The 22,714-nt window shown below is 29.5% G+C and carries 27 protein-coding genes; 9 read left to right on the forward strand and 18 right to left on the reverse strand.

What is annotated here, in order from left to right; all coding sequences use genetic code 11:
- Window positions 1-125 precede the first annotated feature (125 nt).
- Window positions 126-953: a DUF4198 domain-containing protein gene (locus ABXT65_RS06520; RefSeq protein WP_415323230.1), complete on the reverse strand. Its 828-nt coding sequence runs from the start codon at window positions 951-953 to the stop codon at window positions 126-128.
- On the opposite strand from ABXT65_RS06520, the gene ABXT65_RS06525 reads away from it, so the two are divergent.
- The gene (locus ABXT65_RS06525) at window positions 928-2,046 is read left to right on the forward strand and encodes a HupE/UreJ family protein (RefSeq protein WP_415323232.1); all 1,119 of its coding nucleotides are present in this window, start codon (window positions 928-930) and stop codon (window positions 2,044-2,046) included. The two genes, ABXT65_RS06520 and ABXT65_RS06525, sit on opposite strands and share 26 nt — an antisense overlap.
- Before the next feature lie 167 nt (window positions 2,047-2,213).
- On the opposite strand, the gene ABXT65_RS06530 is transcribed toward ABXT65_RS06525, so the two are convergent.
- The 16 genes from ABXT65_RS06530 to hspQ form a co-directional block, all read right to left on the reverse strand.
- Window positions 2,214-2,702 carry a hypothetical protein gene (locus ABXT65_RS06530; protein WP_415323234.1) on the reverse strand — a complete coding sequence of 163 codons (489 nt, stop codon included), beginning with the start codon at window positions 2,700-2,702 and terminating at the stop codon, window positions 2,214-2,216.
- A 198-nt stretch (window positions 2,703-2,900) separates the two neighbouring features.
- Window positions 2,901-4,118, reverse strand: coding sequence for an MFS transporter (locus ABXT65_RS06535; protein WP_415323236.1), 1,218 nt, complete (start codon window positions 4,116-4,118; stop codon window positions 2,901-2,903).
- 22 nt (window positions 4,119-4,140) lie between these two features.
- On the reverse strand, window positions 4,141-5,094 hold the full coding sequence (locus ABXT65_RS06540; protein WP_415323238.1) for a 2-hydroxyacid dehydrogenase: 954 nt from the start codon (window positions 5,092-5,094) through the stop codon (window positions 4,141-4,143).
- A gap of 2 nt (window positions 5,095-5,096) precedes the next feature.
- On the reverse strand, window positions 5,097-6,392 hold the full coding sequence (gene glcF / locus ABXT65_RS06545) for a glycolate oxidase subunit GlcF (RefSeq protein WP_415323240.1): 1,296 nt from the start codon (window positions 6,390-6,392) through the stop codon (window positions 5,097-5,099).
- On the reverse strand, window positions 6,392-7,660 hold the full coding sequence (locus ABXT65_RS06550; RefSeq protein WP_415323241.1) for an FAD-binding protein: 1,269 nt from the start codon (window positions 7,658-7,660) through the stop codon (window positions 6,392-6,394). The genes glcF and ABXT65_RS06550 overlap by 1 nt, the downstream gene beginning before the upstream one ends.
- Window positions 7,626-9,122: an FAD-linked oxidase C-terminal domain-containing protein gene (locus ABXT65_RS06555; RefSeq protein ID WP_415323242.1), complete on the reverse strand. Its 1,497-nt coding sequence runs from the start codon at window positions 9,120-9,122 to the stop codon at window positions 7,626-7,628. Before ABXT65_RS06555 ends, ABXT65_RS06550 begins: the two co-directional genes overlap by 35 nt.
- Before the next feature lie 5 nt (window positions 9,123-9,127).
- Entirely contained in the window at window positions 9,128-10,291 is a 1,164-nt protein-coding gene (locus ABXT65_RS06560; RefSeq protein WP_415323244.1) for a pyridoxal phosphate-dependent aminotransferase, read from the reverse strand.
- A 69-nt stretch (window positions 10,292-10,360) separates the two neighbouring features.
- A complete protein-coding gene (locus ABXT65_RS06565) occupies window positions 10,361-11,512 on the reverse strand; it encodes an alpha-hydroxy acid oxidase (RefSeq protein WP_415323246.1) in 1,152 nt (383 codons plus the stop codon).
- Between the two features lie 10 nt (window positions 11,513-11,522).
- Window positions 11,523-12,032: an acyloxyacyl hydrolase gene (locus ABXT65_RS06570; protein WP_415323248.1), complete on the reverse strand. Its 510-nt coding sequence runs from the start codon at window positions 12,030-12,032 to the stop codon at window positions 11,523-11,525.
- Window positions 12,033-12,410, reverse strand: a complete 378-nt coding sequence (locus ABXT65_RS06575; protein ID WP_415323249.1) for a cytochrome c-type biogenesis protein CcmH — start codon at window positions 12,408-12,410, stop codon at window positions 12,033-12,035.
- Window positions 12,407-12,928, reverse strand: a complete 522-nt coding sequence (locus ABXT65_RS06580) for a DsbE family thiol:disulfide interchange protein (RefSeq protein WP_415323251.1) — start codon at window positions 12,926-12,928, stop codon at window positions 12,407-12,409. Before ABXT65_RS06580 ends, ABXT65_RS06575 begins: the two co-directional genes overlap by 4 nt.
- The gene (locus tag ABXT65_RS06585; RefSeq protein ID WP_415323253.1) at window positions 12,912-14,801 is read right to left on the reverse strand and encodes a heme lyase CcmF/NrfE family subunit; all 1,890 of its coding nucleotides are present in this window, start codon (window positions 14,799-14,801) and stop codon (window positions 12,912-12,914) included. Before ABXT65_RS06585 ends, ABXT65_RS06580 begins: the two co-directional genes overlap by 17 nt.
- Before the next feature lies 1 nt (window position 14,802).
- On the reverse strand, window positions 14,803-15,222 hold the full coding sequence (gene ccmE, locus ABXT65_RS06590) for a cytochrome c maturation protein CcmE (protein ID WP_415323255.1): 420 nt from the start codon (window positions 15,220-15,222) through the stop codon (window positions 14,803-14,805).
- A gap of 10 nt (window positions 15,223-15,232) precedes the next feature.
- Window positions 15,233-15,460 carry a hypothetical protein gene (locus ABXT65_RS06595; protein ID WP_415323257.1) on the reverse strand — a complete coding sequence of 76 codons (228 nt, stop codon included), beginning with the start codon at window positions 15,458-15,460 and terminating at the stop codon, window positions 15,233-15,235.
- A complete protein-coding gene (gene ccmC / locus ABXT65_RS06600) occupies window positions 15,457-16,167 on the reverse strand; it encodes a heme ABC transporter permease CcmC (protein WP_415323259.1) in 711 nt (236 codons plus the stop codon). Before ccmC ends, ABXT65_RS06595 begins: the two co-directional genes overlap by 4 nt.
- 179 nt (window positions 16,168-16,346) lie before the next feature.
- Window positions 16,347-16,667, reverse strand: coding sequence for a heat shock protein HspQ (gene hspQ / locus ABXT65_RS06605; protein WP_415323261.1), 321 nt, complete (start codon window positions 16,665-16,667; stop codon window positions 16,347-16,349).
- 79 nt (window positions 16,668-16,746) lie between these two features.
- Between hspQ and ABXT65_RS06610 the strand changes: the two genes are divergently transcribed.
- Both ABXT65_RS06610 and ABXT65_RS06615 read left to right on the forward strand, forming a co-directional pair.
- The gene (locus ABXT65_RS06610; RefSeq protein WP_415323262.1) at window positions 16,747-17,298 is read left to right on the forward strand and encodes a septation protein A; all 552 of its coding nucleotides are present in this window, start codon (window positions 16,747-16,749) and stop codon (window positions 17,296-17,298) included.
- Window positions 17,291-17,635: a DUF2794 domain-containing protein gene (locus tag ABXT65_RS06615; protein ID WP_415323264.1), complete on the forward strand. Its 345-nt coding sequence runs from the start codon at window positions 17,291-17,293 to the stop codon at window positions 17,633-17,635. Before ABXT65_RS06610 ends, ABXT65_RS06615 begins: the two co-directional genes overlap by 8 nt.
- A 5-nt stretch (window positions 17,636-17,640) precedes the next feature.
- Here the strand turns inward: ABXT65_RS06615 and ABXT65_RS06620 are convergent, their stop codons facing one another.
- The gene (locus ABXT65_RS06620; RefSeq protein ID WP_415323266.1) at window positions 17,641-18,402 is read right to left on the reverse strand and encodes a Bax inhibitor-1/YccA family protein; all 762 of its coding nucleotides are present in this window, start codon (window positions 18,400-18,402) and stop codon (window positions 17,641-17,643) included.
- Between the two features lie 61 nt (window positions 18,403-18,463).
- On the opposite strand from ABXT65_RS06620, the gene ABXT65_RS06625 reads away from it, so the two are divergent.
- The 6 genes from ABXT65_RS06625 to ABXT65_RS06650 are packed head-to-tail and all read left to right on the forward strand — an operon-like array spanning window position 18,464 to window position 22,713.
- Window positions 18,464-19,501 (forward strand): aldo/keto reductase, encoded by a 1,038-nt coding sequence (locus ABXT65_RS06625; protein ID WP_415323268.1) that lies wholly within the window; start codon window positions 18,464-18,466, stop codon window positions 19,499-19,501.
- A complete protein-coding gene (locus ABXT65_RS06630; protein ID WP_415323270.1) occupies window positions 19,492-20,004 on the forward strand; it encodes an invasion associated locus B family protein in 513 nt (170 codons plus the stop codon). The genes ABXT65_RS06625 and ABXT65_RS06630 overlap by 10 nt, the downstream gene beginning before the upstream one ends.
- A 4-nt stretch (window positions 20,005-20,008) precedes the next feature.
- Window positions 20,009-21,196 carry an argininosuccinate synthase gene (locus tag ABXT65_RS06635; RefSeq protein WP_415323272.1) on the forward strand — a complete coding sequence of 396 codons (1,188 nt, stop codon included), beginning with the start codon at window positions 20,009-20,011 and terminating at the stop codon, window positions 21,194-21,196.
- A gap of 4 nt (window positions 21,197-21,200) precedes the next feature.
- Window positions 21,201-21,818 (forward strand): DsbA family oxidoreductase, encoded by a 618-nt coding sequence (locus tag ABXT65_RS06640; RefSeq protein ID WP_415323273.1) that lies wholly within the window; start codon window positions 21,201-21,203, stop codon window positions 21,816-21,818.
- A gap of 56 nt (window positions 21,819-21,874) precedes the next feature.
- Window positions 21,875-22,333 (forward strand): hypothetical protein, encoded by a 459-nt coding sequence (locus ABXT65_RS06645; protein ID WP_415323275.1) that lies wholly within the window; start codon window positions 21,875-21,877, stop codon window positions 22,331-22,333.
- On the forward strand, window positions 22,333-22,713 hold the full coding sequence (locus ABXT65_RS06650) for a phosphate-starvation-inducible PsiE family protein (RefSeq protein ID WP_415323277.1): 381 nt from the start codon (window positions 22,333-22,335) through the stop codon (window positions 22,711-22,713). The genes ABXT65_RS06645 and ABXT65_RS06650 overlap by 1 nt, the downstream gene beginning before the upstream one ends.
- Window position 22,714 lies beyond the last annotated feature (1 nt).

The raw sequence follows: 22,714 nt of genomic DNA on the forward strand, positions 1-22,714 counted from the left end.
CCCATAGTTAGATGTGGCTGTCTACGGAATACTTAACCCTAAGTTGTGCCAAATAGACCTACTTTACATCTAAAAATTTAGCTAAGGACAAAAATGTACACAACCAAAAAGTGTATATAAGTATTTTATTTTTTTATAACTAGGCTTGCCCATAGACTGAACCAATCTGATTTGAATTTAAGTTTTTGGAAATAATTTGCTTTATTTAGCTTAACAGCACTTAATAAATAAGTTCTATTTTCAATAGTTTTTATTTTTCCTACTCCATTTGAATTGGTTTTGATCTTTTCTTTATAAGTATTATTTTCATCTTTACTAAAAATAGTAATTTGCCAGTTTCCTAATGGCTTATTTTTTTCAAAAAGTTGAAATTCAAAAAAACTATTCTTAAGTTTGTAAGGTGTGCTCAAGGCAATAATTTCAAAATCTAATTTTGATTTTTGAATAAAAAAACCTTTATTTCCATCAGTAATTAATACTTTTGCAAACCTTCTATAATTTTCTGTAGGAATTTTATTTCTATCAAGCTTATCTATAGTGCTTTGAAGGCCCTGTTCTTTTACAAAATCTTCGAACTTTTCAACAGAGTCATACTTTAAGAATTCATTATTAGTTTCATAGTTTAAAACATGAAATCCTTGCTCTGAAATTAACATTTGAATTGCTGGAAAATCTCCATCCCTCTGTGATATTTGTGTTACTTTATTTCTATTTTCTAAATATAGATTTTTTTTATTTGGGCTATAAAACCCAAAAGGAGAACCCATAAAATTTTGACCAATATTAATATTAGTTTTAAATAATTCCTTGTTATTAAAATTAAAATTAATTGGTTCAAGCCATAGCTCATGAGCATATACTTTAATTTTTAAAAAAATTACCAAAAATATGATTACAAAAAGAAATAAAATCTGCTTTAATAAATTAATGTTTTTTAAGATATTTATATTCATACTATTCTTTATTAAATCATCTTATGCTCACGAACTACGTCCAGCAATTGCAAATCTTAATATTTATGAGGAAGATAATATCACAAACGCAAATCTATCAATTCAATTAAATTTAGAAGCTATTATTGCAGGCATAGAAACAAAACATTCTAATACAGAGGATTCTCAAAAATCTGAAGAATATAAGGATTTAAGGAGGATGAAACCAGTAATTTTACTAAATCAATTTAACTCTAAGATCAAAAATTTTGGTAATAAAATTAATTTAACATCCAATATTTCAAATTTAAACTTAACCTTGATAAGCGTAGTCATACCAGAAGTGGGTAATACTGACATAATTAGAGACACTATTGTTACTTTTGATATTCAAAATATTAAAGAAGAACGATTTAAATTTTATTGGGATAAAAATTTAGGATCAATTATTTTACGTATTAATTCAATTCATAATAAACCTCTCTATACTGAATTGATTGAGGAGGGTAAACAATCTAAATGGTTTAGTATAAAGAATAAAATAGAGGTGGGACTTTTTCAAAATGTTAAAGAATATACCGTGCTAGGATTTAAGCACATTATACCAAAAGGTTTGGATCACATTTTATTTGTACTAGCGCTATTTCTTTTATCTCCAAAACTGAGGCCTTTAGTTTTACAAGTTTCAATTTTTACTTTAGCTCACACAATTACTTTGTTCTTGGGTGCACTAAAAATAATAACAATTCCAGCAATTATTATTGAACCAATCATTGCTCTATCTATTTGCTTTATAGCAATTGAAAATTTGTTTACTGAAAGTATAAGAAGAACAAGACCCTATATAATTTTTATTTTTGGTCTACTTCATGGTTTGGGTTTTGCGGGAGTTTTAAATGAAATTGGAATTTCAACAAACCTATTTATTTCAAGTTTAATTTCTTTTAATGTTGGAGTTGAGCTTGGTCAAATCAGTGTAATTATTTTGTCATATATTTTAATTGCACTATTATTCCAAAAAAAATCATGGTACCAAAATAGAGTTACTAAACCGATTTCAATAATTATTGCATTTATTGGCTTTTATTGGTTTATCCAAAGATTATTTTTTTAATATTATAGGTAAAAAATTACTGTAAATAATTCAAGTTTTTAATGTCAACTTTTTTTAGTAAATAACACTTAATTAATATTAATAAAGACCCTTTAAAATGTTATTGGGTCAGTTTAGAAACTGACCTTTTAATAAAAAATAATTATCTATCTTTTAATAAAAAATAATTATCTATATTGTCTTGCAAAATGTTCTAACGAAGTGACAATATCTATATTCCAGTTTATAAATTCAACAGTAATATCTTCTGAGGGTCTAATGTTTCTTATTTTTAAATCATGTTTTTCTCTAATACGTGGAGGTAATTTTATGAAAAATCCTTTTTCTAACCCTTCATCAACAATTTGAGCAATTGTTTTGTAAGAATATTCGGGTAATTTATTGGATAAACTTTCTTTATAAATTTCATTTCCAATTTCGTTTGCTTCAAATATTAATAAAAAAACTTTAAATTTTTTTATTGTTGATAGACACCATGTCATACCAGGTTTATCATTTTGATACTTAAAACTTTGTCTAAGTTCCTGCATCATGTCTATGTACATGCTACAAAAGTCATTTACGCCTATTTTAAAAGGAAGTTTTTGTAAATTTAATCTCTTAACTATTCTTTTTTCTCTGCTCAGGCTTTCTGAGTTTAGGGTTTTTAAATACATTTTTTGATCAAAGTAAATGTATTATTGAATTATTTAAGTTTTTACGCTTCATAGATAATACTATAAAAATTTCAAATAAAATAATACGGGAAAGAAGCACTGTAAAATATATGTTTTTTTTTACAATATGGGTTTTTATTGATCTATCTCGAAAATTAGGCGTTTCAAGAACAGCTATTTATAAGCATATATAAAAGATTAGTTTTTAAAATTTTTTACTAAAAAAAATAGATAAGAGAAAAAAGATGTTATTAATATAAACATCATTCCAGCCTTAAAGGCTATAACTTCCGAAAAACCTAAACTAACTGAAGAATCAATTATAATTCCAATGATCCATTGCAATGCAAATGCTCCTATAAACAATAATAAATTAAAGGAAGTAAGGGCCTTACCAGCGTTAGAAAGTGAAAAAGCCATTCCTACAGCTGGCTGAGTTAAAGACAAAAATACAGAGCTTACTGCAAAAAATGCCAAGTGAAATGCGCCTGCTTTAGGACCCAAATAAATTATATAGGTTAAAACTAACAAATTTAATGGTGCCCCAAATTTTAATAATCTTATGGCATCAGAAACACTTTTAGAAATCTTTGGTACAAAATATCCCCAACATAAGAAAGATAACAAGAGTGAAAGATAGATTATGAAAAGACCATTCGCACTTTCTTCAGCTGTGTATCCAGAAACTTTAATCATCCAAGGTCCTGCCCAAAGAGTTTGAATTGCAAATAAGCCTCCATAGTTAAAAAAGCCCATTGGTACCAAGCTTTTAAAAAAGTTATTTTGCCAAATCTCTTTTAGTGACCCTTTATCCTCTGAATTTTTTCTATTTTCTTTTTGATCCCAATTTGGAATAAAATAGATAATTAAAAAAATAGTTAGCAAAGTCAATAAGGCTAATACTCCAAATATTGCTCTCCATCCTATAATTGGTAAAAAAAATTGAACTGGAAGACTTGATGAAAGCATTCCTATTGCGCCAGTCATTAACATCCATGAATTAGCTCTTTGTTGTGTTTCATCTTGAAACCAAATTCTATAAGCAGTTAGGGGGCCCATTAAACAAGCGCCAACACCCACACCAATTAAAATTCTTGATAGTAGAAGTATTGTAAAATTTTTTGATAGAGCAAAAGAAACCATTCCCAATATTGCTATAAGTAAAAAATATGAAACTATTTTTTTTGGTCCCTTACTATCCAAAAGATAACCTAATGGGATTTGAACAGAGGCAAAACCTAAAAAATATCCTCCTCCCAATAAACCCAAGTCTCCTGCTGAAAGATTAAATTCAGATACAAGTTCTGGAGAAATTGTTGCTGTAATTGATCTTAATAAATTAGAAATATAATAACCTAAAGCAAATACTAAAAAAATTGTGATTGCTTTATGTTTTGGTAAAATAACCTTATGCATTAATTAAAATATATTAGTAAAACTAATTTACTTTATTTTTACAATTTCCAGTTTTTAGAAACTCATCAATATTATCTATTGCTAAATTAGCCATTGCTGTTCTGGTGTGTTTGGTGGAGCTTCCAAGATGAGGTAAAATAAAAGCACTTTTTGTTTTAAGATAACCAGGATTTAAATTTGGTTCACCTTTGTAAACATCTAACCCTGCTGCATAAATTTTTCTTCTATTTAGTGCATCAATTAAAGCTTCATCATCGACAATATCTCCACGAGCTACATTTGTAATAACCGCGCCTGTCGGAAAGTATTCTAATGTCTCTTTATTAATTAAGTTTTCCGTTTCTTTGGTTGCTGGGCAACAGATTGACAACACATCTGAAACTTCAAAAAGACCTTTAATACTGTCATGATAGATAGCACCTTGTTCTTTTCCTTCACTTAATTTAGATCTGTTGTGATAATGAATAATCATACCTAATGCTTTAGCAATTTTAGCAATTTTTTGCCCTATTCTTCCCATTCCTAAAATCCCAAGTCTTGAACCAGTTAACTGTTTTCCTATCAAAAAATCAGCAGACCATTTCCAATTACTTTCTTTTGCATTTTGAGTTCCTTCTGGAACTCTTCTGCAAGCACCAAGTATTAATAAAATTCCAATCTCAGCTGTAGCATCTGATAAAACTTCAGGTGTGTTAGTTACTGCAATTCCTCTTTTTTTAGCTGCTTCTAAATCTATATTTCCAAAACCAACTGCAAAATTTGAAATAACTTTAATACTGCTTGGTAATTTATTTATTGTTTCTTCATCCATCTTATCTGTTAAAGACGTTAGGATTGCATCATAACCTTCGCTTAATTCAATAAGTTTTGATTGAGAATATAATTCGTCATTACCATTAAGTTTTGCATCAAATGTTTTCGAAGCTTTTTCTTCAGATTCTTTTAGAAGTCTTCTCGTAATTATAATCTTTTTCATAGTTAATTTCTTTGTAATATTTTTGGTTTTGGTCCACCAGTATACCAATCTAATACTTCTATAGTATGTAAAATTGGTGTTTTTGTTCCATTAGATATTTGAGTAATACATCCTATGTTTCCTGTTGAAATAAAATCTGGATTTAAACCCTCAATATTATTTACTTTTTTCTTCAGTAATTCTTTGGCTATTTCAGTTTGTAAAATATTATATGTACCAGCTGATCCACAACAAATATGTCCCTCTGGAATTTCCATGATTTCATTTTCTGTTTTGTTTAATAACGACATGGGTTGGTCGTGCACTTTTTGTCCATGCTGCATCGAACAAGCTGAGTGGTAGGCAATTTTATATTTCTTATCTTTTGGTTTAAAATTTAATTTTATACTTTCACTTAAATATTCTGAAACATCTTTTGTTAATTCAGATATTACCTTGGCTTTTTTTTTCATTTGTTCATCATCTTTAAAGATAAATCCATAGTCTTTCATTGTAGTGCCACAGCCAGATGTGTTAGATAAAATTGCATCTAAATTACCTTTTTGATGTTCATCGTACCAAGTATTAATATTGTTTCTAAAATCTTGATGTGCATCATCTTCTTTGCCTAAATGATGATTTAAAGATCCACAACACCTTATTTTTTTAGGCACAATTACTTCAACACCATGTCTGTTTAAAAGACGAATAGTTGACTCATTTATTTGAGGAGAGATTTCTTTTTGAACACATCCGGTTAAAAGTGCAACTCTTGCAATCTTCTTTTGGCCAGTCACAGAATAAATTTCTTTTTGTTTTAAAGTTTTTTTAGGAAAACTTGTAGGCATTAAATTCATCATGTCTTTTATTTTTAATGGCATTAGAAATTGAAGGGGTTTTGCTAATTTTACCATATAGCTAGCCAGTCTAAAATATCCTGTATTTGGTAATACTACTGATAAAAAACTCCTAATTGTTCTATCGAAAAAAGATCTTTCATAATTTTTTTCAATGTATTTCTTGCCATGATCAATAATGTGCATGTAGTTTACGCCAGAGGGGCAAGTGGTCATGCAACTATAGCAAGATAAGCATCTATCTATATGTTTTACTGTCTTTGCTGTTGGTTTCTTTTGATTTTCCAACATGTCTTTGATTAAATAAATTCTACCTCTTGGTCCATCTAATTCATCACCAAATATTTGATAAGTAGGACAAGTAGCATTACAAAAGCCACAATGAACACATTTTTTAAATATTTTTTCAGTAGATGCGTTGTCGTCATCTTGTAATTGTTTTTCTGTAAAATTAGTTTGCATTAAATTCCTCTATACATCTTTCCAGGATTAAAAATTCTTTTAGGGTCAAAACTTTTTTTAATTTTTTCTGATATTAAAAGTCTTGTATCATCTACGGTAAAGATCGTCTCTTCATAATCGTACTCATTTGATGTCTTTATAACTGTTAAATACCCACCAAGTTCTTTAATTAAATTTTTAATCTCCCCCACCTTAGTGTTCTTCTTAGACTGAACTTCTATCCAGTATAATGAACCACACCAATCAATATAATATTTATACTTATTACCCAGATATTGCATTAGCTTTTTGCCTTCTGAAGGAGGTATTACTACCCTCAATAAGTTATTTTTTGTTTGTGTAAATAACTCAAGGTTATTTATTTTTATCCAAAATGGGGTTGATTGATGAACATCTAAAATAGTTGTACTTAATTTATTAAGTTCTAATTCATCAGTTAAAGCTTTTATTTTTTCATCTATTGATATTTTATCTCCATCTATTCTTAATGCTACAAATGAGCCTTTATTTTCTAAATCATTAAATTTAAAAACCATTTCTTTGTTATGATCATAACTTTCATCTTTTGGCTCCTCAGGAATATAAACTGCTCCTGAAACTTCGCTGCTAGAACTTGAAATTTTTTCAAATAATTCATTAACTAATTTTTTATCACCAGTATTAATTATAATTGTATTAGATGATTTTTTTTTAGGTAAAACTTTTAATGTAATTTCAGTTAATGCAACTAGGGTTCCAAAAGATCCTGTAACAAGTTTTGACAAATCATAACCTGTAACATTTTTTACGACTGTTCCACCTGATTTAATTATATCACCTTTACCATTCACGCCTCTAAAGCCTAAAATGTGATCTCTTATACTGCCCACTTTAAACCTTCTAGAGCCAGCAAAATTACAAGATAAGTGACCTGCTATAGTTCCTTTGTTTGATTTTCCAGATTCAATAAATCCAAAATCAATAGGCTCAAAGGCTAGCTCTTGATTATTTTTTTCTAATTCTTTTTCAACCAGCTCTAATGGAGTATTTGCTTTAACTTTAATATAAAGCTCTTCAGGTAAATATTCTATTATTCCCGATAGCTTAGAAAGAGATAATTTTTTTGCTGACTGAATTTTATTACCAATAAAACTTTTTGAACTTGTGCCTACTAATTCTGTTGGTTGGTTTTTTTTATAGAGCTCTTTAACTACACTTGAAACTTGTAGTTCATCTTCAGGATAATAAGTATTATTAGAATCTTGGAAGATCTGGGAATTTTTCTTCATTTCTGTGGACATGTACCCTTCCTTCCTCTGCACATTTTCTCAATATTGGATAAACTTTTCCTGGATTTAATAAATTTTTTTCATCTAGTGATGATTTGATATCTAGTTGTTGTTGAATATCATCATTATTAAACATTTCACACATTAGTTCTCTTTTTTCTATTCCCACACCATGCTCTCCAGTAATAACTCCTCCTAGTCTGACACAGGCCTTTAAAATTTCAGCACCAAATTCTTCTGTTTTTCTTAGTTGTTCTTTATCACTTCCATCAAACATTATTAGTGGGTGTAAATTTCCATCACCAGCATGAAAACAATTTGCTACTGGTAATTCATACTTTTCAGATAGTCTTTTTATTTCTAGTAAAGCTTCTGTCAGTTTTCCTCTTGGAATAGAACCATCCATGCAATAATAGTCTGGCGCCATAGCTCCACATGCTGGGAATGCTGCTTTTCTACCTGCCCAAAATGAAAGTCTTTCTTTTTCATTTTTGCTTAATTTTAAACTTGAGCAATTATTTTTTTTACAAATGCTACTAACTTGCTTTAATAATTCATCTACTTCAGATTCTGTTCCATCTAATTCAACAATTAATAAAAGTTCAGCATCTCTTGGATAGCCTGCTTTACTAAAATTATCTGTTGCTTCTATTAAAACTTTATCCATGATCTCCATGCCTGCTGGAACAATTCCACTAGCGATAATTTCTGAAGTTGCATTCCCACCTTCTTCGATTGTTGGAAAGCCTATTAATGCTGCTTTAACTATTTGTGGGTTTTTTAAAATTTTAACTGTCACTTCAGTAATTACTCCTAGTAATCCTTCTGAACCACATATTAATCCCATTAGATCGTATCCCTCTTGATCAAGAGTTTTTCCACCTATTTTACAGATAGTTCCGTCCATCATAACCATTTCAACACCTAAAATATTATTAGTAGTTGTTCCATATTTTAATGAATGAACACCACCAGAATTTTCAGCAACATTACCTCCTATCGAACAAGCAAGTTGGCTAGATGGGTCAGGCGCATAATAAAAGTTTTTATGTTGTACAGCATGAGTTATTCCTAAATTTGTCACACCAGGTTGAGTAACCACACATTTGTTTTCAAAATCGATTTCTATAATTTTATTAAATTTTCCAAGGCTTAATAGAATTGCATCGTTTAATGGTAATGCTCCACCTGAAAGACCTGTACCTGCTCCTCTTGGCACAACTTTTATATTTTCTTTATGACAAAATTTTAAGATATTGCTTACTTCTCCTGTATTTTCTGGCATCACAACTGCTAACGGTGTTTGTGTGTAAGCTGCCAGCGCATCAGTTTCATACGGCTTAATCTCATCCGCGTGACTTAAAACATTTTCTGGATTTATTATTTTTGCAAGATTCTTAAAAATATATTCTTTTTTAGAAATCGTTTCTTTATTAATCTTTGGTAAAACTAATTCACTCATTAGTCTTAACCTAGCATTTTTTTAATATTTTCCAATGCGTTAGATATGTTGTCCTGAGAGGCTGCGTAACTAAATCTTACATAATCCGTAGAAGTTTTACCAAAAGCTGTTCCTGGGACTATTGCTACTCCTGCTTCATACATACATTTTTTTGCAAATTCTGAACCATTCATCCCAGTTCCTATCACTTTCGGGAAAACATAAAATGCTCCCTCTGGAAGGCTGCATTCAATACCTGGTAAACTATTAAGGCCTTCGTGAATTAATTTTCTTCTAATATCAAATTCTTTCATCATTTCATGAATAGCATCATCTGGCCCATCTAGTGCGGCAATTCCTGCAAACTGTGAGGGTGCATTAACACATGAAACACTATTGATAATTAATTTATTTACATGAGGTATTAATTCTTCAGGCCATACACTCCAACCCATTCTCCAGCCTGTCATGGAATAAGCTTTACTCCAACCATCTAAAACTATTAATCTATCTTGAAGATCAGGGTAGTTAAAAAATGTTGGCATTTCCTTTCCATCATAAATTTGTCTACTGTAAATTTCGTCACTAAGGATTACTACGTGTGGATGCTTTTTAAGTCCTTCTGCTAATATATCTATCTCTGCTTTTTCTACAAAACTTCCCGTTGGATTGTTAGGATTAATTAAAATTAACAATCTAGTTTTGTCGGTAATTAACGATAAAATCTTTTCAGCATTAAACTTTAGATCTTTATCTTCAGTTAAATCATAAGGCACAGCTGTTGAGCCTGTATAATTAATCATAGACTCATAAATTGGAAATGCTGGTGTTGGGTGTATAATTTCTGCACCTGGCTCACCAAAACATTGTATTGCATAATACATTGTTGGCTTTCCACCTGGCATTATCAAAACTCTTTCTGGATTAATATCTTTATTATAAAGTTTTTTAATTTTTCTGGTTACAGCTTGTCTACATTCTAAAATACCGTTGGACATAACATATCCATGATGACCATCATCTAAAGCTTTCTTCGCAGCATCTACTACATGTTGTGGAGTTTTAAAATCAGGTTGGCCAAGACCCAGGTGGATCATTGGTTTGCCTTGAGCTTCTAATTTTTTTGCCTCAGCTAAAACACTAAATGCTGATTCAGTTCCCAACCTTTCTAAATTTTTAGCTAATTTCATTAATAATTATACTGTTAATATTTTTTAATTTAATTTATTTCTTTTATAATTAATTTATATAAATAAAAATTATTTTCTATAGATTATTTTTGACACATCCAGCTCCTTTAAAGTCTTACAGCCCATCAATACCATGTTTCTATTAATTTCATCATGCATATTTTGTAATAGACGTTCAACACCTGGTTGGCCCCCAGCGCTCAATGCAAATAAAAACATTTTTCCAAAACTACATGCTGTTGCACCTGCTGCTAAAGCTTTTAAGACATGAGTTCCTCTTCTCACACCACCATCTAAAATAATTTCTAACTTATCTCCGACAGCCTCTCTAATTGCATTCACTTGATCAAAGGGTGATCTTGATCCATCTAATTGTCTACCTCCATGATTTGAGATCATAATTGCAGTGCATCCAATATCTATTGCTCTTTTTGCATCTTCAACTGACATCACTCCCTTAAGAGCAAATGGACCATTCCATTTTTTTACACAATATTCTGCGTCTTTCCAGTTCATGGCTGGATCGTATTGCTCATTAATATATTCAATAACTGATTTAGAAATATTGGTTCCTTTATCTGTTTTATTTTTAACATTAGATAATTCAAATTTTTTATGAGTAAAATAATTAAATACCCATTCAGGTCTCATAGCAAAACTCATTAAACTTTGAAGGGTAAGTTTTGGAGGTGTGGTAAATCCAGTTCTATGATCTTTTTCTCTATTTCCAGCAACCAATGTATCAACTGTTAAACACATACCATTAAAGCCAGAAACTCTACATCTATCGATTAGATCATCTGTTATTGATTGATCTTTATGAACATAAAGTTGAAATAATTTTGGGCCATTTGAAACGGCTGAAATTTCTTCAATTGTATTATTAGCCATAGTAGACATGCTATAAAAGGTTCCAAATTTTTCAGCAGCTCTTGCAGATGCTTTATCTCCTTCATGATGATAAAGTCTTTGCATTGCAGTCGGTGAAAGAAAAATTGGCATATCAATTTTTTTTCCAAAGATAGTTGTTGATAAATCTGGTTTTCCTACGCTAGCAAGAACATTAGGAATTAAATCACAATCATTGAAAGATTCTGTATTTCTTCTTAATGTTGACTCATCATCTGCTCCACCGTCTATGTAGTGAAAAATTGGAGAAGGTAATCTTTTTTTTGCTAATTTTTTAAAGTCACTAAAGTTATAACAGTTTTTTAAATTCACTATGTTTAATTTAAAATGATTTAAAAAAATTAAACATGTAGCTATTTGCCCCAGGATTCTTGGTTCCTAAGCTAGCATTGGAAAGGTGGTTATAAGAAAAACCAAGTTGGCTGTTACTAAAAATATCTAGAGAAATTTGAAGCTCACTTTTAAATTCTATTACATGTCCAAGATCTTTTCCGTTACCTTTACTATAAAGTCCCGGAGTAAAACTCGGGATAAAATTAATTTTACCCAATTTATATTGTGCTTGTACACCTGTATAAACATATGCTGCAGAATCTGCCGTAACTAAAGCACCCGTTATTGGGGAAAAATTTCCTAAAAATGTATCTCTATTTAAATCTTCATTTTGATGTTGAAAACCAATCAATGTTGATTTTTTTCCAGCATCACTAAAATCAAACATTCCTGAATAAACATTGAATTTAGAATTATTTTCTTCAGAATTTACTATCGAAGAAAATAGAGCAAAAAAAGTGATAAAAAATAATTTGAATGTTAATTTATAATGCTTCATTTAAATTTTGTTATTTTTACTTATTGTTTTTTTATATATTATTGCACCACCAAACAAAAATAACAACAATGGTAATAACCATAAAACATAGGTGTTTTTGTTTAATTGTGGATTGTAGATTACCCAATCACCATACTTTTCTCTTAAAAATTGGTATATTTGCTCTTCCTTTAATCCTTCTTCAATTTTTCTATCGACAATTAGTTTAATACTAAAGGCAAATTCTGATTCTGAATCATAAACAGATTGCCCTTGACAAATTAAGCAACGAATATTTTTTAAGATTTTACTTTTCAATACATCATTTTTTTCATCAGATTTAAGATGTGAAAAACCTATGGATAAAAATAAAATTATAAATATCTTTAAAATTTTCATTTAATAATCAATTTAATTTCTTCTACTATTTCTTTGTTAATTGGACCTATAAATTTTCTTATAATTTTTTTATTTTTATCAATTATGAAAGTTTCTGGTACACCGTAAGCTCCAAACTCAACACTCAAAGTTCCCTCATTATCAACTATAATTTGAGAATATGGGTTTCCAAATTCATTAATAAATTTTTTAGCGTTATTAATGTTGTCTCTATAATTTAACCCAATTAATTTAACTGATTGATTTTTACTCAATTCCATTAATAAAGGATGTTCTATTCTACAAGGGACACACCAAGAGGCCCAAATATTTACAATATAAAAAACGTCTTCTTCAAAAATTTTTTCTGATTTTAGATAAGCACTTGAGTTAAAATCTTTTGCTTCAAAAATAGGAATATTCTTTTTATCCTTAATTTTAGGCGCATAAATATTTGGATTATTCAATCCTTTGTAAAAAATAACAAAACAAAAACTTAAAACTGTAATTATAATAAATAAGCTAAACTTTTTTTTCATATCTTTTTTGAAATAAACTCATTGATCCACCAAGGCTTAATAACAAGATTGAAATCCAAATCCAAATCATAAATGGTTTCACTTGATATCTAATATTAAAATATTCATTACCTTTTACAAGATTCATTACTAAAAACTTATCTTCTAGTAGTGTTGTTTTTATATCTGCTTCACTGGTAATAATTACAGGCTGATCATAAATTCTAATCTCAGGATTTAATTCAATAATTTTCCCTTTTTCATCTTTGATTTCAAAATAAGCAATGATGGAATTAAAATTACTTTCTTTTCTTTCCTCTATCTTTTTAAAGAAAATTTCACTTTTTTTATAACTATATTTTTCACCAATCTTTATGTTAGTTATAATTTCTGACGATAAAATGTTGTTAAACAAAATACTTAATATTAACAAGCTGAAACCAAAATGTGCTACAGTTTGAGAAATATTATTAAATTTTTTTATAAATAATTCTTTCAAAGTTGTAAAAAATAGAAAAAAAGCTGCTGAAATCAGAATAGTGTAAAAAAGTAAGTCAGTTGTCAAATTTTTAACTATAAAAAATGTTAACATTACTGAAATTATAAAGGTAATAATTAGCGATTTTTTATTCTCAATTTTTGATTTGATCCATTTAAGTCTTGGTCCAACAGACATGAATAAAAGAAATGGTATTAAAAAAGGGGCTATTAATTTTTGATAAAAAGGAGGTCCTACTGATATTTTTTCACTAGATATTACGTCTAGAAAAATTGGATATACTGTCCCTATTAAAACAACTGATAAAAAATACATCATAAACCAATTATTTATTAAGATAGAAGTTTCTCTACTAAGCCAGAAAAAATTATTTGAGTCCTTATTATTCTCTTTGTGAAAGAAAAAAAATATTCCCAAAGATAAGGTAATTAAAATAAATAAAAAAATTAATATAAAAATTCCTCTTGTAGGATCATTTGCAAATGTGTGTACGGAATTTAATATTCCAGATCTTACCAAGAAAGTTCCACACATGCTTAGTGTAAATGTTGTAATAGATAATATAACTACCCAGGATGTTAATGTGGCCTTTCTCTCCAATACCAAAATGCAGTGTAATAATGCCGTTAATGTTAGCCATGGCATTAAAGAAACATTTTCAACCGGATCCCAAAACCAAAAACCTCCCCAACCTAGCTCATAATACGCCCAAATTGATCCAAGCATAATTCCTATGGTTAAAAAAATCCAGGAAATCAAAACCCATTTTTTAATATGTTGGCCCCATTCCTTCGAAATATAATTTTGTGTTACGGCAGCAAGTGATGACGAAAAAATTATTGAAGTGCCGACATATCCTAAATACAAAATTGGAGGATGGATCGCTAAAGCTGGATCTTGTAAAATTGGATTAAGACCAAGGCCTTCATTGGGAATTGGAAATAAATAATTAAAAGGATTGGATGTCATCAATACAAATAAGAAAAATCCAATAATTATTATTTGCTGAAATAATAAAGTTAAAATTCTATATTTTTTAGGTTGTTCTTTTGATTTAATCAAAAATAGAAAAATAAATAAAGTTAGTACCAATAACCATAGCAATAAACTTCCCTCATGATTTCCCCATGTTCCTGAAATTTTATAAAATAATGGTTTGGTTGTGTGAGAATTATTAAAAACTGTCTCATTACTAAAGTCTGAGTTTATAAAAGACAAAATCAAACTCAAGAAACTTACAATTACGAAAACCAACTGCAGAAATGATAAAGATAATACATTTGGGTTAATTTGCTTATTGTTACTATTAAGGTCTTTAATTGAAACACCACAGAGCAAAACTGAAAGCAGTAACCCTAAAATTAAAGAATAATAACCTATCTGATTAGCTAGCAATTTATTTATCTCCTATAGCTTCTTTAACTTCTGGGGGCATATAATTTTCGTCATGTTTTGCCAAAATTTTAGTAGCTAAAAAATAATTTTTATCCTTTAAAAAACCTTCAGCAACCACCCCTTTTCCTTCAGCAAATAAATTTGGAACAGCTCCTGAATAAGTAACATTAATCTCATTTTTAAAATCAGTAATAATAAAATTAACTTCATTAGAATTGATAAAAACAGATTGCTCTTTAACCATCCCTCCTACTCTTATCTTCTTTTTATTTAATTCTATTAAAGACTTTATTTCGGATGGAGACTGGAAATATACAACGTTTTCTTTTAATGACTGTAAAATTAGAAAAACTGCCAAAATTACTGAAGCTAAAATTAAAGTTAGAAATAAAACCCGTAATTTAACTTTTTTACCATACATGGTTTATTAGTTAAATATTTGAAGTATTGGATAATATTTCTCTATTAATATTTTGTGATCTTGCAGCTCTAGCTTTCTCTACATTTAGAGAACCAAATTTTGAAGCAAATCTTTTTTGCTCTTTTGAAAGTTGTAATTTAGTTACAAAATATAAAGTTGTAAAACTAATCAATGTAAATGAAAAAGCTGACCATACATAAGCCCCATATCCATTCATTGAAATTATTTCATTTATCATAATCTATCTAATCCTTTATTTTTAACTTTTATCAGTTCAGTATTATATTTCATCAAAAAAATGAGTAGCGAAAAAAGGGCAAATGCCGCAGTCATAATGCCCAAAGGGATTAGCATTGATATGTGAATTGCTGTGTTGGTTGATAAAATATCAATTGAAGCTGGTTGATGAAGTGTGTTCCACCAGTCTACAGAAAATTTAATGATAGGGACGTTTACCACTCCTAAAATTGTGATCAAGGAAGTAATTTTTATTACTTGCTCTTTATCTTCATAAATTCTCCAGGCTAATAAATACATTCCATAAAACAAAGCTAAAATTAGCATAGAGGTTATTCTTGCATCCCAAGCCCACCAGGTACCCCAAGTAGGTTTGCCCCAAATTGATCCTGTAACTAATGCAATAATATTAAAAACAAATCCAGAAGGTGCTAAACTTTTAGCAATTAAAGCAAAATTTTTATTTTTAAAAACAAAACTTCCAATGGACAGCAAAGCTAAACTTGAAAATATTCCAAGAGATATCCATGCGGCCGGTACATGGACATACATAATTCTTACTGCATCACTTTGTTTATAATCTTCCGGAGATAAAACGAGCGCTTCAGTTAAGCCAATTGTTAAGACAACAATAAATAAAAACAAAACATATTTTGGTGCCTTAGATGTAATTGCAAAAATTTTATTAGGCTCAAAAGATTTAAACATTTTTAAATTATATATTAAAAAAAGATAATTTAATTCTTATTATGGAAGGTTATCCTGATCAAGAATGCAGAGGGAGTCAATAATGATAAAAACGTTATTTAACACTCTTGATCAGAACATAATTAAATATAACTACAATCTGTGTCTAAGATTTGAGCTAATTGTGTTAGAAAAAAGAATTAATTAGAGGGCTTGAAGTAGCTAGAGCCTTTTCTACCAGAAAAAATCTCTTCAATTAAAGGGTGTTTAATAGGGTCTTCTGAATCGTCCATCAACAAGTTTTGCTGAGAAACGTAGGCCTCATAGGTAATTTCATCATTTTCAGCAAGTAAGTGATAAAAGGGCTGATCTTTTTTAGGACGAACATTTTTAGGAATGGATTGATACCACTCTTCAGAATTATTAAATTCGAAATCCACATCATAAATTACACCCCTAAACTCAAAGTGTCTATGTTTTACAATATCGCCTATTGAAAATTTTGCTTTTTGAATTGCCATTACTATTAATATGGGGGTTTAAAAATAAAAATCAATAAAAAAAATATAAATGTTTTTTTATTATGTTAATATCTGTCAAGTGAATAAATCATTTCTTAAATTTGCAACAGACTTTGGACCTTTAGCTATATTTTTTTATTATTATTACAATAATGACAAAAACCTAGCAGTTGCAATTCCACCACTTATAGTTGCAACATTAATAGCGCTAGTTGTAGTTTGGTTACTTGAAAAAAAAATACCTATGATGCCTTTATTAAGCGGTATTTTAATCACTTTTTTTGGTGGTCTGACAATTTATTTTAATGATCCAGTTTTTCTTTATGTAAAACCAACAATCATAAATATTTTATTTGCTCTTGCTTTATTTTTTGGAAAATATTTTACCAATGAGCCTGTTCTTAAAAAAATTATGGGTAAATCAATTGCCCTAACTGATATTGGTTGGGAATTATTAAATAAAAGATGGATGTATTTTTTCTTCTGCCTTGCGTTTTTAAATGAGTGCGTCTGGAGAACACAAACAGAAGAGTTTTGGGTTAACTTTAAGGTGTGGGGAATGCTACCAATAACTCTTGTCTTTACAGCATTTCAGGTATCATTGATTAATAAATACAAACTTGATGAATAGAAACTTAAAATTAGTTGTTAACAACCCTCACAATCAAATAGAGGAAAGACAGTTTTTTGAAAAAAATGAGCTTAAGGTTATTTTAGACCTCTATGCAAAAATGGTCTCAGCAGGATCATGGAAAGATTATGGTTTAAATATTTCTAGCAGACAAGTAAGTTTTAGTGTTTTTAAAAATGCTGCTGAGAATGCTTTATATAAAATTTGTAAAAACTTTAAGCCAAGTAATAAAAATCTAAAATATTTAATTACGGATTCTAATGGTAAAGTTTTAAAAAACTCTTTTAAACTAGAGATTTTACTTAAAAATACTAATTGGAAAAACCTAAAGAAATAAAAAGACTATCGTCTTTGACCGAATAATCTTAACAGCATTATAAATAAATTTATAAAGTCTAGGTAAAGAGTTAGAGCGCCCATTACAGCTTTTTTGCCCATCAACTCACCTGTATCACTTGCTACATACATGTTTTTAATTTTCTGAGTATCATAAGCAGTAAGGCCTACAAAAATTAAAACACCTAGGATTGAAATAACAAAATCCATCATTGAAGATTTCATAAACATATTAACAACTGATGCTACGATAATACCAATTAAACCCATCATTAAAAAAGATCCTAATTTTGTAAGATCTCTCTTAGTTGTGTAACCATACAAGCTCATTGCACCAAAGGTAATTGAGGTAATAAAGAATACTCTAGTGATGCTCGCTCCAGTATAAGTTAAAAATATTGAAGATAAAGAAATTCCCATTAACGAAGCAAAAACCCAGAAAGTTGTTTGAGCAGTAGATGCTGCCATTTTATTAATTTTCGCACTCATGTAAAAGACAACTCCAAGAGGCGCCAACATTACGATCCATTTAAAACCTGAAAGAAAAATTGTGTTTCCTATACTTGTTAAGGCAACAATAGATCCATTAGCATCTGTAACTACTGATAATTTAAAGAATACTAAAGATACAAGTCCAGTTAATAAAATACCAGAAGCCATATAGTTGTAGACTTTTAGCATGTAGGCTCTTAAGCCCTCATCCATTACTACTGTTGATTGTTGGGCTTCTTTTACTTTATTTAGCAAATTTTGTTTATTGAATATCATGACCTATATATAATAGCCTTTTACTATTATTTCAAGATGTCTTAATAAGATTAAAATAATTATGAATTACAAAAAACTAGGAAATACAGATTTAAAAGTAAGCACTATTTGTCTAGGCACTATGACTTGGGGCGAACAAAATACCCAAATTGAAGGCTTTGAGCAGATGGATTATGCTTTGGATCAGGGTGTAAATTTTTGGGATACTGCAGAGATTTATTCTGTTCCTCCTAGAGAAGAAACCTTTGGTCATACTGAAACTATTATTGGTAACTGGTTTGAAAAAACAAAAAAGAGAGACAAGGTAGTCTTGGCCTCTAAAGTTTGTGGCCCAATGAGAGAATATGTACGAGGTGGTGGTAATCAGTTTGGAGAAAAAAATATTACAGAGGCACTTGAAGGAAGTTTAAGAAGATTAAAAACTGATTGTATTGATTTATATCAACTGCATTGGCCAGAAAGAAAAACAAATTTTTTTGGAAAATTAGGATATGAGCATGATGATAGTAATGAGTGGACTCAATTTGAGGATATTCTAGGAAATTTAAAAAAATTTATTGATCAAGGAAAAATTAAACATGTGGGTGTGTCCAATGAAACTCCATGGGGATTAACTGAATATTTAGAATTATCAAAAGAACAAAAGCTTCCGAGAATGCTTTCTGTTCAAAATCCATATAATTTACTTAATAGAACTTATGAAGTTGGACTTGCAGAAATTTCTATTAGAGAACAAGCAGGATTACTAGCCTATTCGCCTTTAGCATGTGGGTATTTATCAGGAAAGTATAGAAACAAACAATTACCAAAAAACTCTAGAATGGAAAGAGATGGAGATTTTTGGTCTAGATACAATAATCAAAATGCTGAAAAAGCTATTGATCTATATTATGAAATATCAAAGAAACACAACCTGGATTTAGCACAGATGTCATTAAAATTTTTAGAAATTCAACCTTTTGTAACATCCGTTATTATTGGTGCTACGACAATGGAACAGTTGAAAACTAACGTGGAAAGTATAAATATAAATTTAACTGAAGAAATAATTAAAGAAATAAATGAAGTACAAACAATTTACCCAAACCCATGTCCTTAATTAAAAATTTTATAATCCTACTTTTTATAACTACCTTTGCAGGTCAAGTTAATGCTCAAGAGGTGAAAAAAATGGGTACACACAAGGACTGGGAAACATATGTAATGAATGATGAAAAAGGTAAGGTTTGTTATGCACAATCTAAACCTGTTCTACAAGCACCAAAATCTAACCCTAGAGAAGCAAGATTATTTATTAGCTTTAGACCAGGAGAAAATATAGCTAATGAAATAAGTGTTACTAGTGGCTATGAATTTAATAATAAAAATTTGGTTAAAGTAACTTCTGGAAAAAATATATATGAATTTGACATTATGCAGGATGGTTTTGCTTGGATGACAGATAAAGAAAATAAATTAGAGAAAAAAATGATCAAAACTCTGAAAAAAGGATCTAGAATAATGGTTCAAGGTTACACTCAAAATGGATCTCAAACTATTGATCACTATTCATTATTAGGCTTTACCAAAGCATACAATGCTACCAAAGCAAACTGTGGCTAAATAAATGAAATCTAAAAAAAAGATTGTACTCGCATATTCTGGCGGACTAGACACTTCTATTATTTTAAAATGGCTTCAGGAAAATTATGATGCAGAGGTTATTTGTTACACTGCTGATGTAGGACAAGAAATTGATAGAAAAAAAATTATAAGAAATGCAAAAAAATTAGGAGTTAAAGATATAATCATTGAAGACTTAAAAGATATTTTTGTAAAAGATTATGTTTTTCCAATGCTTAGAGGGCACGCTATTTATGAAGGTGTGTATTTATTAGGAACTTCAATTGCAAGACCGTTAATTGCAAAACGTCAAATTGCTGTTGCTAAAAAGTTTGGTGCTTATGCTGTGTCCCATGGATCAACTGGAAAAGGTAATGACCAAATAAGATTTGAATTGGGTTATCATTATTTTGGTCCTAAGGTAAAAATTATTGCTCCCTGGAGAATATGGAAATTAAATTCCAGAACAGATTTAATTAAATATGCAAAAAAAAATAATATTCCAATTCCAACAGATAAAAAAGGTGCACCACCATTTTCTATTGATGACAATTTATATCACACTTCAACTGAGGGAAAGGTTTTAGAAAATCCAAAAAATGCAGCACCCGAGTTTCTTTTTCAAAGAACAGTGTCTCCTGAAAAAGCACCTAACATAGCTTCATTTGTATCTATAGGTTTTAAAAATGGAGATCCTATAACTGTTAATGGTGAAAAATTATCACCTGGAAACTTGTTAGAAAAACTTAATGAGGTTGCAGGTAAAAATGGAATAGGTAGAGTTGATTTAGTTGAGAATAGATTTATTGGAATTAAATCAAGAGGTGTTTATGAAACACCTGGTGGGACACTGCTCATGTCAGCACATAGAGCAATTGAATCAGTTACTTTAGATAAAGAAACTATGCATAAAAAAGATGAAATTATGCCAAAATATGCTGAACTTATCTACAATGGTTACTGGTATTCAAAAGCAAGATTTAAACTTCAAAAAATAGTGGATCTTAAAAAAAATAAAGTAAACGGGTCTGTTAAGCTTAAATTATACAAAGGTAATATCACTATAATGTCTAGACATACGAAAAGTACTGCCTACTCAATGAAAAAAGTTTCTTTTGAAGAAAATAAAACCTTTAATAAATCAAACGTAGAAAGGTTTATTAACTTTCATAAACAAAAACTTCGTTCATAAATTTATGAAAATAAAAGTATTCGCCGACACAATTTGTGGGTGGTGTTTTATTGGTCAGACAAGACTAAATAAAGCATTAAAAGCTTTTCCTGAAACTGAGTTTGAGATAGAGCATGTTCCGTTTCAATTAAATACTGATATGCCCAAAGAAGGAATTGAAAGAAGTAAGTATTTAGAAATAAAGTTTGGTGGTAAAGATTTTGCTCAACCGATGTATGATAGAATGACAGAAGAGGCCAATAAAGAAGGTCTTAATTTTAATCTAGATAATATAAAAAAAACACCCAATACAGTATTTTCTCATTTATTAATAAAATTAGCCGAACGATCCAATGTACACAACGAAGTTAAAGAAAAAATATACCACTCATATTTTGTTGAGGGTCTCGATATTGGAGATAAAGAAATCTTAATTAATATTGGAAAAGAATTTAATATTAATGCAGATGTAATTAATGATTTTTTTAATTTAAAAAATATTGAAGAAGTTAATTCATATACTTCAGTTGCAAGAGAAAAAAAAGTTAGTGGAGTACCTTTTTTTGAAATAGGAACAGATTTTATTTCAGGAGCCCAGAGCTCTACAAATTTGGAAAATGCAATAAAGTCCAATTTAAGCTAAAAATTAAAGGACACTTTATCCTTTGCCTTTAACGTATAAATATCTATTCTGGTCATATGGAAGCACTAAAAAATTGGATGATAGATGCAGCAAATATTTTATTTGATGACAGTAAAAACGACCTAAGATCTTTGCCAAGATCTGTGAGATTACAAATTTTATTAGTTCTAAGTTTCGTTTGGACAACAGTTTTTAGTCTATATATATTTTCCTATACAACATTTGCATTTGGTTGGGCTGGTCTCTACATTGCGCACGTTGGTTTAATATTTGCAGTCTATATGACGTTCAAACATTTTCATAAAGCAGAGGCACAATCTAGTAGTGTATTCCAAACTAAAAATTTTGATCCATTTAAAATCATGGTTATTGTTTTTGTCATTGTTTTTATCTTTGTATTTTCTAAAGGAATAGAGGTCTTAACTAGCCCCAACCCTAGCTCTTATGCAATCCCATATGATGGTCCATCAAAATCAGTGTTTGAAAAATGGCTACCATTTAGTAAAGATAAGTAATGGAAAAAATAGCAAAAAATTTACAGCTAGCATTAATGTGCATTATTTTAGTAAGCACTGTAATTGCTGTTGGTATGGAAATTAAGAATATGATTCTAAATCAATCAGTTACATTGGCTGATTTACTTTTAATGTTTCTTTATTTAGAAGTTTTAGCAATGGTTCGAGTTTTTTGGAATCAACAATCAATTAGTATAACTTTGCCTCTTTTAATTGCTATCACTGCCCTAGCTCGATTTATTATATTGCAAGGGAAAGAGATGGATCCATCAGCATTAGTTTATGAAGCTGTAGCTATAGTTCTAATTGCATCCGCAATAGTTATTCTTAGATTAAGACATAGTGATAAATTGGGTCTAAAGAAAAGAAAATCTAAATAGT

Origin of the sequence: Candidatus Pelagibacter sp. Uisw_127, from assembly GCF_047722515.1 — a bacterium.
Taxonomy (GTDB): domain Bacteria; phylum Pseudomonadota; class Alphaproteobacteria; order Pelagibacterales; family Pelagibacteraceae; genus Pelagibacter.

Bases quoted from the DNA above. Each gene is read 5' to 3' on its own strand.
- ABXT65_RS06525 (WP_415323232.1), top strand. From the start codon at position 928: ATGTTTTTTAAGATATTTATATTCATACTATTCTTTATTAAATCATCT.
- ABXT65_RS06615 (WP_415323264.1), top strand. From the start codon at position 17,291: ATGAATAGAAACTTAAAATTAGTTGTTAACAACCCTCACAATCAAATA.
- ABXT65_RS06560 (WP_415323244.1), bottom strand. From the start codon at position 10,291: ATGAAATTAGCTAAAAATTTAGAAAGGTTGGGAACTGAATCAGCATTT.
- ABXT65_RS06520 (WP_415323230.1), bottom strand. From the start codon at position 953: ATGAATATAAATATCTTAAAAAACATTAATTTATTAAAGCAGATTTTA.
- ABXT65_RS06580 (WP_415323251.1), bottom strand. From the start codon at position 12,928: ATGAAAAAAAAGTTTAGCTTATTTATTATAATTACAGTTTTAAGTTTT.
- hspQ (WP_415323261.1), bottom strand. From the start codon at position 16,667: ATGGCAATTCAAAAAGCAAAATTTTCAATAGGCGATATTGTAAAACAT.
- ABXT65_RS06635 (WP_415323272.1), top strand. From the start codon at position 20,009: ATGAAATCTAAAAAAAAGATTGTACTCGCATATTCTGGCGGACTAGAC.
- ccmE (WP_415323255.1), bottom strand. From the start codon at position 15,222: ATGTATGGTAAAAAAGTTAAATTACGGGTTTTATTTCTAACTTTAATT.
- ABXT65_RS06645 (WP_415323275.1), top strand. From the start codon at position 21,875: ATGGAAGCACTAAAAAATTGGATGATAGATGCAGCAAATATTTTATTT.
- ABXT65_RS06570 (WP_415323248.1), bottom strand. From the start codon at position 12,032: ATGAAGCATTATAAATTAACATTCAAATTATTTTTTATCACTTTTTTT.
- ABXT65_RS06595 (WP_415323257.1), bottom strand. From the start codon at position 15,460: ATGATAAATGAAATAATTTCAATGAATGGATATGGGGCTTATGTATGG.
- ABXT65_RS06530 (WP_415323234.1), bottom strand. From the start codon at position 2,702: ATGTATTTAAAAACCCTAAACTCAGAAAGCCTGAGCAGAGAAAAAAGA.
- ABXT65_RS06620 (WP_415323266.1), bottom strand. From the start codon at position 18,402: ATGATATTCAATAAACAAAATTTGCTAAATAAAGTAAAAGAAGCCCAA.
- ABXT65_RS06550 (WP_415323241.1), bottom strand. From the start codon at position 7,660: ATGAAGAAAAATTCCCAGATCTTCCAAGATTCTAATAATACTTATTAT.
- ABXT65_RS06640 (WP_415323273.1), top strand. From the start codon at position 21,201: ATGAAAATAAAAGTATTCGCCGACACAATTTGTGGGTGGTGTTTTATT.
- ABXT65_RS06650 (WP_415323277.1), top strand. From the start codon at position 22,333: ATGGAAAAAATAGCAAAAAATTTACAGCTAGCATTAATGTGCATTATT.
- ABXT65_RS06535 (WP_415323236.1), bottom strand. From the start codon at position 4,118: ATGCATAAGGTTATTTTACCAAAACATAAAGCAATCACAATTTTTTTA.
- ABXT65_RS06555 (WP_415323242.1), bottom strand. From the start codon at position 9,122: ATGAGTGAATTAGTTTTACCAAAGATTAATAAAGAAACGATTTCTAAA.
- glcF (WP_415323240.1), bottom strand. From the start codon at position 6,392: ATGCAAACTAATTTTACAGAAAAACAATTACAAGATGACGACAACGCA.
- ABXT65_RS06575 (WP_415323249.1), bottom strand. From the start codon at position 12,410: ATGAAAATTTTAAAGATATTTATAATTTTATTTTTATCCATAGGTTTT.
- ABXT65_RS06625 (WP_415323268.1), top strand. From the start codon at position 18,464: ATGAATTACAAAAAACTAGGAAATACAGATTTAAAAGTAAGCACTATT.
- ccmC (WP_415323259.1), bottom strand. From the start codon at position 16,167: ATGTTTAAATCTTTTGAGCCTAATAAAATTTTTGCAATTACATCTAAG.
- ABXT65_RS06540 (WP_415323238.1), bottom strand. From the start codon at position 5,094: ATGAAAAAGATTATAATTACGAGAAGACTTCTAAAAGAATCTGAAGAA.
- ABXT65_RS06630 (WP_415323270.1), top strand. From the start codon at position 19,492: ATGTCCTTAATTAAAAATTTTATAATCCTACTTTTTATAACTACCTTT.